19 protein-coding genes and 1 tRNA gene are annotated in these 12,792 nt (G+C 37.1%); 4 read left to right on the top strand and 16 right to left on the bottom strand.

Translation table 11 applies throughout. From position 1 onward, the window contains the following. Positions 1 to 21: 21 nt before the first annotated feature. The 6 genes from trpB to yknW form a co-directional block, all read right to left on the bottom strand. The gene (gene trpB, locus MLOOGBEN_RS11345) at positions 22 to 1,188 is read right to left on the bottom strand and encodes a tryptophan synthase subunit beta (RefSeq protein WP_179158364.1); all 1,167 of its coding nucleotides are present in this window, start codon (positions 1,186 to 1,188) and stop codon (positions 22 to 24) included. A gap of 91 nt (positions 1,189 to 1,279) precedes the next feature. Then, positions 1,280 to 2,473 carry an ABC transporter permease gene (locus MLOOGBEN_RS11340; RefSeq protein ID WP_179158363.1) on the bottom strand — a complete coding sequence of 398 codons (1,194 nt, stop codon included), beginning with the start codon at positions 2,471 to 2,473 and terminating at the stop codon, positions 1,280 to 1,282. Further along, the gene (locus MLOOGBEN_RS11335; protein WP_179158362.1) at positions 2,470 to 3,165 is read right to left on the bottom strand and encodes an ABC transporter ATP-binding protein; all 696 of its coding nucleotides are present in this window, start codon (positions 3,163 to 3,165) and stop codon (positions 2,470 to 2,472) included. Before MLOOGBEN_RS11335 ends, MLOOGBEN_RS11340 begins: the two co-directional genes overlap by 4 nt. Then, positions 3,162 to 4,289, bottom strand: coding sequence for an efflux RND transporter periplasmic adaptor subunit (locus MLOOGBEN_RS11330; protein ID WP_179158361.1), 1,128 nt, complete (start codon positions 4,287 to 4,289; stop codon positions 3,162 to 3,164). The genes MLOOGBEN_RS11335 and MLOOGBEN_RS11330 overlap by 4 nt, the downstream gene beginning before the upstream one ends. After that, positions 4,289 to 4,429, bottom strand: a complete 141-nt coding sequence (locus MLOOGBEN_RS29185) for a hypothetical protein (protein ID WP_256989046.1) — start codon at positions 4,427 to 4,429, stop codon at positions 4,289 to 4,291. The genes MLOOGBEN_RS11330 and MLOOGBEN_RS29185 overlap by 1 nt, the downstream gene beginning before the upstream one ends. Then, positions 4,426 to 4,959, bottom strand: coding sequence for a YknW family membrane protein (yknW, locus tag MLOOGBEN_RS11325; RefSeq protein ID WP_256989045.1), 534 nt, complete (start codon positions 4,957 to 4,959; stop codon positions 4,426 to 4,428). The genes MLOOGBEN_RS29185 and yknW overlap by 4 nt, the downstream gene beginning before the upstream one ends. A 177-nt stretch (positions 4,960 to 5,136) precedes the next feature. On the opposite strand from yknW, the gene MLOOGBEN_RS11320 reads away from it, so the two are divergent. After that, positions 5,137 to 5,682, top strand: coding sequence for an NADPH-dependent FMN reductase (locus tag MLOOGBEN_RS11320; RefSeq protein ID WP_179158360.1), 546 nt, complete (start codon positions 5,137 to 5,139; stop codon positions 5,680 to 5,682). Positions 5,683 to 5,717: 35 nt separating this feature from the next. On the opposite strand, the gene MLOOGBEN_RS11315 is transcribed toward MLOOGBEN_RS11320, so the two are convergent. After that, complete coding sequence (locus MLOOGBEN_RS11315) at positions 5,718 to 6,065, bottom strand: lmo0954 family membrane protein (protein ID WP_179158359.1); 348 nt, start codon at positions 6,063 to 6,065, stop codon at positions 5,718 to 5,720. Positions 6,066 to 6,338: 273 nt separating this feature from the next. Here MLOOGBEN_RS11315 and MLOOGBEN_RS11310 point away from each other — a divergent pair, with 273 nt between their 5' ends. Continuing rightward, complete coding sequence (locus tag MLOOGBEN_RS11310; RefSeq protein ID WP_179158358.1) at positions 6,339 to 6,713, top strand: rhodanese-like domain-containing protein; 375 nt, start codon at positions 6,339 to 6,341, stop codon at positions 6,711 to 6,713. A gap of 49 nt (positions 6,714 to 6,762) precedes the next feature. Here the strand turns inward: MLOOGBEN_RS11310 and MLOOGBEN_RS11305 are convergent, their stop codons facing one another. The 9 genes from MLOOGBEN_RS11305 to MLOOGBEN_RS11265 form a co-directional block, all read right to left on the bottom strand. Next, a complete protein-coding gene (locus MLOOGBEN_RS11305; protein WP_179158357.1) occupies positions 6,763 to 7,539 on the bottom strand; it encodes a sulfite exporter TauE/SafE family protein in 777 nt (258 codons plus the stop codon). A gap of 51 nt (positions 7,540 to 7,590) precedes the next feature. Then, positions 7,591 to 7,818: a sulfurtransferase TusA family protein gene (locus MLOOGBEN_RS11300; RefSeq protein WP_179158356.1), complete on the bottom strand. Its 228-nt coding sequence runs from the start codon at positions 7,816 to 7,818 to the stop codon at positions 7,591 to 7,593. A gap of 26 nt (positions 7,819 to 7,844) precedes the next feature. Continuing rightward, positions 7,845 to 8,972: an MBL fold metallo-hydrolase gene (locus MLOOGBEN_RS11295; RefSeq protein ID WP_179158355.1), complete on the bottom strand. Its 1,128-nt coding sequence runs from the start codon at positions 8,970 to 8,972 to the stop codon at positions 7,845 to 7,847. 62 nt (positions 8,973 to 9,034) lie between these two features. Then, on the bottom strand, positions 9,035 to 9,604 hold the full coding sequence (locus MLOOGBEN_RS11290) for a sulfurtransferase TusA family protein (protein ID WP_179158354.1): 570 nt from the start codon (positions 9,602 to 9,604) through the stop codon (positions 9,035 to 9,037). Positions 9,605 to 9,657: 53 nt separating this feature from the next. After that, positions 9,658 to 9,954, bottom strand: a complete 297-nt coding sequence (locus MLOOGBEN_RS11285; protein ID WP_179158353.1) for a rhodanese-like domain-containing protein — start codon at positions 9,952 to 9,954, stop codon at positions 9,658 to 9,660. A gap of 24 nt (positions 9,955 to 9,978) precedes the next feature. Continuing rightward, positions 9,979 to 10,341, bottom strand: a complete 363-nt coding sequence (locus tag MLOOGBEN_RS11280) for a rhodanese-like domain-containing protein (RefSeq protein WP_179158352.1) — start codon at positions 10,339 to 10,341, stop codon at positions 9,979 to 9,981. 47 nt (positions 10,342 to 10,388) lie between these two features. Then, positions 10,389 to 10,868, bottom strand: coding sequence for a DsrE/DsrF/DrsH-like family protein (locus MLOOGBEN_RS11275; protein ID WP_179158351.1), 480 nt, complete (start codon positions 10,866 to 10,868; stop codon positions 10,389 to 10,391). 119 nt (positions 10,869 to 10,987) lie between these two features. Further along, complete coding sequence (locus MLOOGBEN_RS11270) at positions 10,988 to 11,251, bottom strand: metal-sensitive transcriptional regulator (RefSeq protein WP_179158350.1); 264 nt, start codon at positions 11,249 to 11,251, stop codon at positions 10,988 to 10,990. Between the two features lie 248 nt (positions 11,252 to 11,499). Next, a tRNA-Val gene (locus MLOOGBEN_RS11265) sits at positions 11,500 to 11,571 on the bottom strand. 141 nt (positions 11,572 to 11,712) lie between these two features. Between MLOOGBEN_RS11265 and MLOOGBEN_RS11260 the strand changes: the two genes are divergently transcribed. After that, entirely contained in the window at positions 11,713 to 11,937 is a 225-nt protein-coding gene (locus MLOOGBEN_RS11260; RefSeq protein WP_179158349.1) for a WYL domain-containing protein, read from the top strand. A gap of 98 nt (positions 11,938 to 12,035) precedes the next feature. Continuing rightward, complete coding sequence (locus MLOOGBEN_RS11255; RefSeq protein WP_179158348.1) at positions 12,036 to 12,758, top strand: alpha/beta hydrolase; 723 nt, start codon at positions 12,036 to 12,038, stop codon at positions 12,756 to 12,758. The last annotated feature ends 34 nt before the right edge of the window (positions 12,759 to 12,792 follow it).

Below are 12,792 nucleotides of genomic sequence, written 5' to 3'. Positions count from 1 at the left end.
CGATACGTCTCTTCACCATAATTACTTATTTAACATTTTAAATACTTGCTCGACATCTTTGTCACCGCGACCTGACAGGTTGACAATTAAGACATCATCTTTCGGTAATTCCTTTGCTAGTTTTATAGCATAAGCAACGGCGTGGGAGCTTTCTAACGCGGGGATAATCCCCTCCGTTTTACTTAGCAGCAGAAATGCGTCTAATGCTTCCTGCCCTGTAACCGTAACATATTCAGCTCTTCCGCTTGTTTTCAATTGACTATGCTCTGGACCAACTCCTGGGTAATCTAATCCGGCAGCAATTGAATAGGTTGGCTGTGGATTACCTTCTTCATCTAATAACGTCAAACATTTAAAACCATGAATAACTGCCGGGGTTCCTTTTGTTAAGGTTGGTGCTTCTTCCGGCTCTACTCCAATTAAACGTACAAATTTTTCATCAATATAATGGGCAAAGGCACCAATAGCATTACTGCCACCGCCTGTGCAGGCAATAACCGCAGTTGGCAGCCTTCCTTCTTTTTCAATGATTTGACGCTTTGATTCTTCACTAATAATGCTCTGAAAATGTTTAACCATAGATGGATATGGATGCGGTCCAACAGCTGAACCCAATAAATAAAAGGTAGTTTCATAGTTTTGAACTAAGTCAGCCAATGCTTCATCCACGGCGTCCTTCAAACGTCCCTGCCCTTTCTCGACTGGAATAACTTTTGCCCCTAATAGTTCCATTCTAAAGACGTTTAGAGCTTGGCGCTCCGTATCGAGTTTCCCCATATAAATAATACATTCCATTCCAAACATGGCACATGCAGTTGCGGTTGCAACACCATGCTGGCCAGCACCCGTTTCAGCAATGATTCGTTTTGCACCCATTCTTTTTGCCAATAAAATTTGACCGATTGCATTATTGATCTTGTGAGCACCAGTATGGTTTAAATCTTCTCGTTTTAGATAGATTTTAGCTCCACCCATTTGTTTCGTTAAATTTTCTGCATAGGTCAGCGGGTTTTCACGCCCAACATATTCCTTGAGGTAATAGTTGAATTCCTCGATAAAATCCGGATCATCCTTATACTGTAAAAATTGTGCTTCTATCTCGTTTAGTACCAGCTGAAGCTCCTCAGGAACAAAACTACCTCCAAACTCACCAAAATAGCCTCTACTATCTACACTAACTTTTTCCATTCTCAGCTCGTCTCCCTACTACTATTAATTTACTCATACCTTGAGTTGAAATTATTATAGTATAAGTTTACTGAGTATTCAAATTAAATATTCATTCATACCTTAGTGATTCGATAGGGTCTAATTTTGAAGCCTTATTTGCTGGAAGGAGTCCAAATACAACCCCAATCACCATCGAAAAGACCACACCGCCCAACACTACCTGCCACGATATCAAGGATGGCCATCCCGCAAAGAAACTGACAATACTTGCCGTTCCCCAGCCAAGAAAAATCCCGAGGATGCCACCGATTAATGTCAGCGTCATCGATTCAATAAGAAATTGAGTTAAAACCTGTCCTCTTGTAGCACCTAGCGCCATTCGAATTCCGATTTCTCTAGTACGCTCTGTTACGGAAACAAGCATGATATTCATAACACCAATACCGCCAACGAACAACGAAATACCCGCAATGCTTCCTATAATTAAGGTCATGATTCTTGTAATCTGCCCGATCCCTGCTGCGATTTCTTCCATATTAAGGACCTGATAGGAATCTTCTGTATTATGCATATTGTTTAATAGTCTTGCTGCCTTTTTTCCTGCAATTTGCAACTCGTCAGACGAGTCAGCTTGCAGAGTAACCTGTGTATAGTCACTACTGCCATAAATTGTCCGCCATGTTTGAAAGGGCAGATAAACCTCCATTGAACTAAATGATAGAAGACCTGTCGGTTTTTCTAAAACACCGATAATTTCTATCGGCTGATTTGCCACTTTGATAACTTTTCCAACAGGATTATCACCTTTAAATAATTCTTCCTGGATGACATGGCTGACTAACCCTACTCGACGGCCGCCTAGAAAATCTGAAGTGGAAAAACTTCTGCCTTTTTCAACATTCATTTCATTCAATTTTAAATATGCCTGATTAATTCCTGTGGAAGACACATCAGTGGTTTCCTGCTGAAATCTAACAGATGACATTTGAGTGCTAGAAGCGACAATGCTTTTAATCTCTTGTATTTGGTCAAGAGCCCGAATATCCTCCTGTTTAAACGGAGCCTGCAGGAAAATGTTTGGATTTGATCGGATTTCTTCATCAGAAGGCTGATAAAACAATTCTACCGTGTTTCCTGGACCGGTTATTTGTGTTTTAAGCATCGCCTCTCCTCCCTGACCAATAGCCACTACAATGATTACTGCTCCAACACCAATAATAATACCGAGCATGGTTAATATACTTCGCATTTTATGTGCCTTTAGCGAGCTTAACGCCATTAACAGGTTTTCCATAAAACTCATTCAGACGCCCCCCTAATGGCAGCAGGAGGCTGCTGAATCATACCATCTCGAACAAATATCGTACGATTCGCATATGCTGCCACTTCTGATTCATGGGTAACAACGATTACCGTAACGCCTTCATCCTCATTTAGTTCCCTGAATTGCTCCATAATGTCGATGCTTGTCTTTGAATCTAGTGCACCCGTCGGCTCATCGGCTAGAATGATTTTTGGTTTATTCACAATGGCTCTCGCGATTGCGACACGCTGCTTTTGTCCACCGGATAAGGCATTTGGGAGGTGACCCATACGGTCAGATAATCCCACTTTACCCAATGCTTCTACTGCTCTTGTCTGACGTTCAGATTTGGAGACACCTGCATAAATCATCGGAAGCTCTACATTTTTCAATGCTGATAAACGAGGCAATAAATGAAATTGCTGGAACACAAATCCAATTGATTGATTCCTTACCCTTGCAAGTCCATTGTCATTATAATGAGAAACATTTTCTCCACTTAGAGTGTAGATCCCAGTAGTTGGTTTATCCAAACAGCCTATCATATTCATTAAAGTTGATTTTCCTGAACCTGAGGGACCCATGATGGCAACAAATTCACCTTGTTCTATTTTCAAACTAATCTTATCTAATACTTTAACGCTTTCTTTGCCAAGCAAATAAGTTTTGGTAATTGAATCTAGCTCGATCATTTTACGGTCACTTCCATACCGTCCTTAATTGATTCTGGGCCGTAAATGATAATTTCGTCTTCTTTTGATAAACCTTCTAAAATTTCAATTTTTGCTCCCGAGGTGATGCCTGTTTTAACTTTTTTCTTAACTGCCTTGTCATCCATAACGATGAAAACATAAGGCTGTTCTCCATCATCATGCAGGGCATCTATGGAAAGTACATTTGCTTGTTTTTTATCAGTTTCAATTTCCATGATAATTTGGAATCCTGGTTTTAATGCTTCACTATCACCTGTAATCTTCATCGTTACCGGATATTGTACAGCCTGACTTCCGCTTTGGAGAGCCGTTTGATTTTGTTCAGGAAGAAGAGAAATCTTGATTATTTCACCCTGCCACTCTTGATCAGGTACAGCATCGGAGCGGAGAACTACTTTCTGTCCGCTGTTTACTTTCATAGTGTCATATTCAGATAACAAACCAGTTGCTATCTTTGCATCAAGTTTACCAATATGTAGAATAGGCTCAGCCATACTTTTTTCAAGAGAGGATGAATCTGGTTTATGAACGGATAGGGCGACACCGTCTATTGTACTGTTAATCTCCAATTCACTTAGACGTTTATCAATCATTTCCTTTTGAAGATTTGTTTGCTTTAATTCTAAATTGGCCAGCTTCTTTTCCATCTCTATTTGCTGATATTCGGGGTCAAGCTGTTTTTTTGCTTCTGCTTTTCCCACCTGATCCGCAAGTGTTTTTTCTTTATCCTTTAAAAGCTTCAATTGTTTATCAAGTTGATTTATTTTTAGATTAGCAGATTCGATAGAAAGCTGATTTTGCTCCATTTCCAAATCCAGCTGAGGATTTTGAAGCCTTGCTACTACCGTGCCTTTCTTTACTTCCTGCCCCTCTACTACAAGAAGCTCTTTAAGTTCTCCTTTTTCAGGAGAAGCATAAATGATTTGTTCCTCTTCGAGTTTTACTGTACCTGGAATCATTAATAGGGAGGAAATTTCCTCCTTCTTCATTTCAGTAGTTTCAACGGAAGGTCCTTTTGCAAAAACCTCACGGTAAACACTGACGGAAATCATGATGATGACCAGGCTGATTACACTAATCATAATCCATGTTTTCTTTTTCATTATTGCATCGGCGCTCCTTGCAGCAGACTGCTGATTAATGTAAAGCCAATACCAATTAAGAAGAAGACAATTGCAATGGTCCATGCCAGTCCCTTAGATAATTGTCCTGTTTTATGAAGTCCGATAGCTGTTACAATCATAGTCCGATTGCAAAAACCTCAAATGAATCTAAAATTCCAACTTTTTCTTGATTTAGCAACCCTGCTAAACTAGTAACATATATTTCTGGGTTACCGCCAATGGCATATCGAATCGCTGTATTTAGAATGATTCCCGCGGCACCGATTATCGCTATATACGTATTCATTGAAAATAATTGTTTAAATGTTACTGGTGAACTAGCAATCTTGGTAATAATTAAGTGGATTGTACTACTAATCAGAACACCGATTATGGGTGTAAGGATGCCTGTTATGGCAACGGTAACTTTTGTAATACCTAATACCAGGTCAACTTGATCTTCTGGAATCCCCTGTTCAATAAAGGTTGAGGCATCCATCGATAATGCCAACAAAGTCATCCCAATTGCGTAAAGGATGCTTACTATTAGCAGCGGCATCCAGATTTTTGGAGACTGCTTAATTCTCTCAAATTGTTCACCCGGACTCGTAAACATTCCTAATAATGAAGGCTTTTGTTCTTTTGTAATGATGGCTGTTTGATTTTCCATCCATAACACCCCAGTCTCAAATTATGTAAAATCTTCCTTTTAATTATACGTTAAATTAGGAACAAGGTTTCATTTTTTCTAATACTTTGGCACCATTGCGTTTTCCACGAGCCTCTGAATATGAATTACAATCATTTTAGTGATAATATTTATACTGACATGAAAGGAGAGATATGTATGAAAGTCGTAGCACTTGTAGGTAGTAATCGGAAGGAATCATTTAACAAAAAATTAGCATTATACATGCAAAATCGTTATCAGATGACTGCAGAGATTGAAATTCTGCCTATAGAAAAACTGCCGATGTATAATCAAGATGATGAGCTTACACCGCCAGAAATCGTAACGGAGATTAAGCAAAAGGTGGCTGAAAGTGACGGAGTCCTATTTGTTACACCTGAGTACAACCATTCTATTCCTGCTTTTTTAAAAAATGCGATTGATTGGTTTTCCCGTGTTGATAAAGTTATGGTGAACAAACCTGTCATGATTGTCGGCAGTTCCCCTGGCGTATTAGGAACCGCCCGTGCACAAATGCATTTACGACAGATTTTAAATTCTCCTGGTATATCTGCGGTGACTTTACCAGGAAATGAAGTATTTATAGGAGCTGTTCATGAAAAGCTTGATGAATCTGGAAAACTCATTCACGAGCCAACTGTTCAATTCATTGATACGGTTATGGATAACTACATAAAGTGGATAAATAAACAAAGTCATTAATTGTAAAAACGCATGGAGTAATTATATCCATGCGTTTAATAGTTTTTGATTTCATTCCATTGCTTTTCAAAATTCACAAAAGGATCAGATTCTTCTTTAACTACAGAGTGTTTGCTGGAATTCCAATTTTTATAGACTAGGTAAAGAATGTAAGCAGCAACTACACCGATAATGGCAGGTGCATTTGAGATAGAAGCCATTAGAAAGATGACTCCAATAATACCTAGCACAATTTTTCCACCTGTTGATTCTGCTTTTAAAAACTGTTTGTAGATGAAATATAAAGCTGCCAGACTTATTAGTAACCCCACCATCGGACCAAGTGTTGAAAGTAAGATGATGGCTGCAATTCCTCCTGCTAAACATAAACCAAATTTTTTCAATTTGTTTTCCTCCTTTGCTTTCTTGATATCATCTTACCTTTTTTCGAGGCTGCATATAATTGAGCCTGAGCTTGATTTTCGAATAGGTCTAGAGACGTAGAAAGGGTCAGCCACCAAAAAATACTAACAATAAAATGGAAAAATCCTAGCACTATTTAGATGTTAGGATTTTTTTTGCTACAGAATGTTTGTTTTTTATTCAAATTTAGGTTAAGAACACCTTTACCCTATAAGGTATAATAAGAAAAACTAGCACTTAATGGAGGACATAAAATGAATCGATTCAAGCACTTATTAATAATATTATTAGTAGTAACTCTTACTTCATGTGGAATTAGTTCCGAAGGATATAGAAATGTATCTTCAGAGGAAGCAAAGCAACTCATCGACAACAAGGAAGTAGTTGTGCTAGATGTCAGAACCCCTGAAGAGTATCAAGAAGGGCACATCCCTAATGCAATATTGCTGCCATTACAAGAATTAGAAAATAAATTGAACGATTTAGATAAAGAAGAAACCTATATAGTGGTTTGCCGCAGCGGAAATCGCTCTACTCAAGCTAGTGAAATATTAATAAATAATAAATTTACTAATATTAATAACATGACCGGCGGTATGAATAACTGGTCATATGAAATTGAAAATTAAATATATTAGAGATAAGTAAAAGAACCCAGCAATGATGGGTTCTTTTTTTCTATAGAATATCCATCCAAATCTTTATAGCTGTTGCTAAAATTAAAAAGGCTAATACCACTTGTAAAACCTTGGTGTTTACCTTTTTACCAGCCATCGCACCTAATGGTGAGGCAATTAAACTGGCAAAAATCATAATTACGGAAGGTAAAAATTCTACTTGTCCCGTGGTAATTTTCCCTACAGTGGCACCAATTGAAGATAAAAACGTAATAGCTAATGAAGAAGCAATCGTCATACGTGTTGGTATTTTTAATACAACTAGCATGATTGGAACTAATAAAAATGCTCCTGCCGCTCCAACAATTCCAGAACCAATTCCAACAATTAATGCTAGAGATGCTGCAAGCCATTTATTAAACGTAACTTGATCCAGTGGAATATCATCAATTCCTTTTTTCGGAACAAACATCATGACAGCTGCGATTAATGCTAAAATCCCATAAACTAAATTGATTCCACCCTCAGTCATTAACTTTGAACCAAAACCGCCAACAAAACTACCAATTAAAATGCTTACTCCCATATAGCCAATTAATGTTTTATTTAAATAGCCGCCTTTACGGTACGCCCAAACACCACCGATCGTCGCAAAAAACACCTGAACAGCGCTTATCCCTGATACCTCGTGGGCACTAAATGCTGCTAAACCAAATATAGGCGGAATATATAAAAGCATCGGATATTTAATAATAGAACCGCCTATTCCTAACATTCCAGATATATATGAACCAATAAAACCAATTAAGAAAATAGTAATAATAAAGCCAATATCCATGCTGCTGCCTCCCCCCTTAAGAAAAGGGAACCCAAATCGGTTCCCTATTTCTTAACCTTTTTTTATCCAGAACTTTAAAACGTCGTTCTCCACTTCGTGTTTCACTACCTCGTGACCGCCTGATTTTGCCCATGCCGCAAGGTCATTTTTTGCCCCTTTATCCGTCGCATGGATTTCTAACACTTGACCACTTTCTAAATCATTCATTCCCTTTTTTGTCTTTACAATCGGCATCGGACATGCCAACCCTTTTGCATCTATAATCTTATTTGCTTCCATTTCTTTTACCTCCTAGATATTGTGTTTTATCGAACGGCACAGCGATTTGGTCCAATTTCCATTTCACGTTGCATTTCTTCATCAGGATTTATTTTTCCCATATTCGTTTCACGAATTTCTTGATACGCATTAGGTTGTGGTGGTAAATTTTCCGTTACCAATTTTCTAAACTCATTTTCGTCTTCAATGTTCAAGCCATGGTTTTTAGCATACAGTGTTCCTAATTTTTCTGATACACTACCATCATCATTCAATTCTTCAATGATCATAAAGTGAGCTGGGAGGACGATTAAACCCTCTGATAATTCTCTGTAGCGTTTATAAAGACTTTCTCTCAAATCTCCAACCCAATCTTGTGCCAAGCCGGCTAAATCAGGTCTCCCGATTGAGTCAATAAACAAGATATCTCCAGATAGTAAAAACTTTTCATCCACAATAAATGAAGTAGACCCAATAGTATGACCTGGAGAATATAGGGCATGAATATTGATTTTCACGTTCCCGATTTCTATGTCATTACCGTCTTCTAATGGCTGATAAGAAAAAGTTACTTCAGTTGCATCCTTTGGAGGCAGCCAATAGGTTGCACCTGTTTTTTCTGCAATGTTTCTGCCACCGGAAATGTGGTCAGCATGTAAATGTGTGTCAAAAACATGAGTAATTTTTGCAGCAATACTTTCAGCAAATTCCAAATAAATGTCAGTCATACGAGTGGCATCAATAATCGCTGCATCTCCGTTCGATACGACCATGTAAGATAAACAGCCTTTACCAATGCGTACAAACTGATAAATTTCGCCACCATCTTTCAAATCACCGACTTTTACAGGTTCTAAATGTTCACTCCAGGCTTTCATACCACCCTTTAGGTAAGAAACAGTAATACCTTCGGCAGAGAGCATTTCAGCAATCATAATAGATGAACCTTCCTTTGCACACACCACCAAAACTTCTTTATCAGAAGGAATCTTATCCATAATCCCTTCAACACCATCTAGCAATTCAAAATAAGGGATATTAAAATACTTGAAGTTTTCTCCTTCAATTTTCCAATCCTGAAAGTCACTCTCATTTCGGACATCTAGAATAAATAATTCTTCTTTATTAAGTACCTTTCTCGTTACCTCTTTAGAACTCATTACATTAACAGTCATGCCATTTTACCCCCTATGGTATATTTTATTTTAAAAAAATATACCTAATTTACGATAATATCCTATAGTGTAGTTGTTTTCCCTGACCATTGACTCATTCCTGGTATTACGTTAATAACTTTAGTAAATCCCTTTTCTGCTAGCTTTTGTGCAGCAAGGTCACTGCGGCTTCCTGTACGGCATACAACATATATTTCTCCTTCTTTATCTAAATCACCTAAACGTTGTTCTAGTTCACCTAAAGGAATCGAGATAGCATTAGGTATATGATTAAACGCATATTCTGCTGTTTCTCTAACATCCAGAACCACAATATTTTCACTTGCAGCAAATTTCATTTCGAGTTCGTTATTATTAACGACATTCGGATGTTTTCTTTCCATTATTTCATCATTAGAAGACTTTCTTATATAATGCTTTAATACTTCTCCATCCTCCAACGTGCCTAAATACTGATGACCTGTTCTTTCAGACCAAGCCTTGATATCAGCTTTGGACCCCTTATCTGTTGCTTGGACTTCCAATACCTGACCAGCCTCTAATCCACTCATTGTCTTCTTTGTTTTAACAATTGGCATTGGACATGCTAATCCCTTTGCGTCTAAAATTACATTAGCTTTCATGTTATCCATTTAATATCCTCCTGATTATATACCTATACGGGTATTATTGTGGTTAAAAAAATTTATTCTACTTTTCCTTCCCAGGACATCATTCCACCTGTCATATTAATCACATTAAATCCTTGATACTCAAGAAATTGTGATGCCTGGCCACTTCTAGCTCCAGACCGGCAAACCATGATATATTCTTTTGATTTATCTAATTCATGCATACGGAACTCCAATAATCCTAACCTAATATTTACAGCGCCAGGTATCTTTCCACTCGCTGCTTCATCTACTTCACGAACATCAATAATATTTAATTCTTTTCCTTCATTTAGTAATTGTTCAACTTCCTTTGCAGTTATTGCTTTCATTTTAAAATCCTCCTCTTATTTCTTTTATGACCAAGCATTCATGCCGCCTTTTACGTTTGTTACTTTCGTATAGCCTAATTTTTTTAATAGCTTACTTGCTTGCCCGCTTCTCATACCACTTTGACAAATAATAATGACTTCTTTATCTTTCGCAAGTTCTTTCTCCGCTTTTTGTGCAAGTAGATTGAGTGGAATATTCTTAAATTCTCTAATGTGTTTTCCTTTAAATTCTCCAGGTGTTCTTACATCTACAAACAATTTATTTGTATCCTTTAACTCATTTTTCAATTCTGCAGTTGAAATAATTTGTACACCTTTAATTGGGATGAAACGATAACTTATAAAAAATATGAAGAGTGCAATCAATACGTAATTTATATATTCCAAGTATAGTCCCTCCTATAGTTTAGGGGATAATATTCCCCCCATATTAATTAAATGAACAGATTGACATTCCCATCTTCAGCTTCCGCTAAATATGCTGCAACTCCTGCATATTCGATATTATCTAAAAGCTCTTCTTTTTGAAGACCTAGTAAATCCATCGTCATGGTACATGCAATTAATTTTACATCCTGCTCTTGAGCCATTTCGATTAGTTGAGGAAGGGGAAGAGCATTGTGTTTCTTCATTACATTCTTAATCAGCTTTGGTCCGAAACCTGCAAAATTCATTCTTGAAAGTCCCATGTTATCAGCGCCTCTAGGCATCATTTTTGCAAACATTTTCTCCAAAAATCCCTTTTCAACAGCAATACTTTCATCTTTGCGTAGAGCATTTAATCCCCAGAAAGTGTGAAAGATCGTTACTTCATGATCATAGGCTGCAGCACCGTTTGCTATAATATAAGCTGCCATTGCTTTATCATAATCACCGCTCAATAAGACGATTGTTGTTTTTTTCTTCTCTGTCATTTTAATGACCTCCTATATTGTGATTACCTATATGGGTATAAATTCATGTAAAATTTTTTATTACCATTACCCCTATGGGTATCATAGTAACGAAAATAAAAGAGGGTGTCAACCCTTTTTTATCGACTTTTTACTAATAGGTCTACTGCTTCTTTGATTAATTCTTCTGCACTTCTTTCATGCGTTTCCTCTGCTTTTTTAACACACTCGACTAAATTTGAACTTACAATTACCCCTATTGTTCGATCAATCGCTGTTCTAGCTGCAGATAACTGAGTAATAACATCTTTACAATCCTTATCTTCTTCCATCAATCGTAATATGCCTCTTAACTGCCCTTCAATACGTTTTACCCTATTTTTAATTTGATCATTATACTCCATGACCTTACCTCCATCGAACAAATATAAATGACACGATTAATATTATACCCGTATAGGTATAATGTCAATAATTGTTCTAATTCATACTTGTTATCTTATTTCTATTGTTTGTATTGCTTCCAAAAACAGACGAATAGGTTTTCCAGCCGCTATCCACATTTTTAACATAGTAACCATTAATATCAATTTTACAAATAAAAATTACAAAAAAAAATCCTAACATCAAATAGATGATAGGATTTTGATTATGACCTGTGAGGGATTCGAACCCACGACCCCTTCCCTGTCAAGGAAGTGCTCTCCCACTGAGCTAACAAGTCGTATTAAGCTACAAATATAATTATAGTAAAAATGAATAAAAAGTCAATAGTTTTTAAAAAGAACACACGCTCTAATATTATTTGAATAAAGAACAGTTGTTCGGATATAATAGTATATGATATCAGAAAGGCGGGATCAACATGAATGGGCTTTTATTACGTTCTATAGAGGAAAAAGTTCCGTTGGAGATGATTTATCTATCAGAAAACCAGCAGATTTCACAACGTAAATTACTTGTGAAAGAAGTGAATGATGAGTACATTCGCGCTTACTGTCTTTTACGGAAACAGATTCGTACCTTTCGCAAGGAAAATATATTATCTATCATGCCAAATCCCCACTCTAAAGAACACTTCCTACACTAATATTCACTCAAAAATAAACTTCACTTTCCACTTGAGCAATTCTAACAATGTTATGATAAAATGCAGTTGTATCAATCGAACATTGGGGGAATTGTCGCATGGAGATACCAAGAGGCACGATAAAAGAACATACAATTAAAAGTCATGAGCTCGAAGAAGACATACAGCTTCTCATTTATTTACCAGCAAATTTCTCACCATTATATAAATACTCACTGTTAATCGCCCAGGATGGCAGAGATTATTTTCAACTTGGCAGAATTGGACGATTAGCAGATGAGTATCTTTTTGAGCGAGAAATTGAAAATTTAATAATCGTTGGGATACCCTATAAGGATGTGGATGATCGCCGTAGGAAATACCACCCTGCTGGAGCACAAAATCAACAATACATTCGCTTTTTAGCACATGAACTAGTTCCATTCCTAGATAACGAGTTTCCAACTTATCAGATGGGCTCAACAAGGGCGCTGATCGGGGATTCACTTGGAGCAACTGTATCATTAATGACCGCTCTCCAATACCCGCACACCTTTGGTAAAGTGCTACTACAATCACCATATATTGATGAACCGGTAAAGGATTCTGTCAAAAACTTCACAGAAACTGGACTTTTAGAAATCTATCACATCGTTGGTAATCAGGAAACTGAAGTCCAAACTACTAACGGTAAAACAAGTGACTTTCTTAAACCAAATCGTGAGCTTTCAACTCTTCTGACAAGCAAGTCCATTACATACTTTTATGAGGAATTCGATGGAGACCACACATGGACATATTGGCAGCCCGATTTAAAAAGAGCCTTAAAGATGATGTTTTAGCTGATTTAAGGTCATTTCATATTTTTTGAATATT

It is taken from the genome of Bacillus sp. EB106-08-02-XG196 (genome assembly GCF_013396335.1).
Taxonomy (GTDB): Bacteria; Bacillota; Bacilli; order Bacillales; family Cytobacillaceae; genus Neobacillus.
This window is presented reverse-complemented; position numbering and strand designations above follow the sequence as displayed.

Bases quoted from the DNA above. Each gene is read 5' to 3' on its own strand.
- trpB (WP_179158364.1), bottom strand. From the start codon at position 1,188: ATGGAAAAAGTTAGTGTAGATAGTAGAGGCTATTTTGGTGAGTTTGGA.
- MLOOGBEN_RS11340 (WP_179158363.1), bottom strand. From the start codon at position 2,473: ATGAGTTTTATGGAAAACCTGTTAATGGCGTTAAGCTCGCTAAAGGCA.
- MLOOGBEN_RS11335 (WP_179158362.1), bottom strand. From the start codon at position 3,165: ATGATCGAGCTAGATTCAATTACCAAAACTTATTTGCTTGGCAAAGAA.
- MLOOGBEN_RS11330 (WP_179158361.1), bottom strand. From the start codon at position 4,289: ATGAAAAAGAAAACATGGATTATGATTAGTGTAATCAGCCTGGTCATC.
- MLOOGBEN_RS29185 (WP_256989046.1), bottom strand. From the start codon at position 4,429: ATGATTGTAACAGCTATCGGACTTCATAAAACAGGACAATTATCTAAG.
- yknW (WP_256989045.1), bottom strand. From the start codon at position 4,959: ATGGAAAATCAAACAGCCATCATTACAAAAGAACAAAAGCCTTCATTA.
- MLOOGBEN_RS11320 (WP_179158360.1), top strand. From the start codon at position 5,137: ATGAAAGTCGTAGCACTTGTAGGTAGTAATCGGAAGGAATCATTTAAC.
- MLOOGBEN_RS11310 (WP_179158358.1), top strand. From the start codon at position 6,339: ATGAATCGATTCAAGCACTTATTAATAATATTATTAGTAGTAACTCTT.
- MLOOGBEN_RS11305 (WP_179158357.1), bottom strand. From the start codon at position 7,539: ATGGATATTGGCTTTATTATTACTATTTTCTTAATTGGTTTTATTGGT.
- MLOOGBEN_RS11300 (WP_179158356.1), bottom strand. From the start codon at position 7,818: ATGGAAGCAAATAAGATTATAGATGCAAAAGGGTTGGCATGTCCGATG.
- MLOOGBEN_RS11295 (WP_179158355.1), bottom strand. From the start codon at position 8,972: ATGACTGTTAATGTAATGAGTTCTAAAGAGGTAACGAGAAAGGTACTT.
- MLOOGBEN_RS11290 (WP_179158354.1), bottom strand. From the start codon at position 9,604: ATGGATAACATGAAAGCTAATGTAATTTTAGACGCAAAGGGATTAGCA.
- MLOOGBEN_RS11285 (WP_179158353.1), bottom strand. From the start codon at position 9,954: ATGAAAGCAATAACTGCAAAGGAAGTTGAACAATTACTAAATGAAGGA.
- MLOOGBEN_RS11275 (WP_179158351.1), bottom strand. From the start codon at position 10,868: ATGACAGAGAAGAAAAAAACAACAATCGTCTTATTGAGCGGTGATTAT.
- MLOOGBEN_RS11270 (WP_179158350.1), bottom strand. From the start codon at position 11,251: ATGGAGTATAATGATCAAATTAAAAATAGGGTAAAACGTATTGAAGGG.
- MLOOGBEN_RS11260 (WP_179158349.1), top strand. From the start codon at position 11,713: ATGAATGGGCTTTTATTACGTTCTATAGAGGAAAAAGTTCCGTTGGAG.
- MLOOGBEN_RS11255 (WP_179158348.1), top strand. From the start codon at position 12,036: ATGGAGATACCAAGAGGCACGATAAAAGAACATACAATTAAAAGTCAT.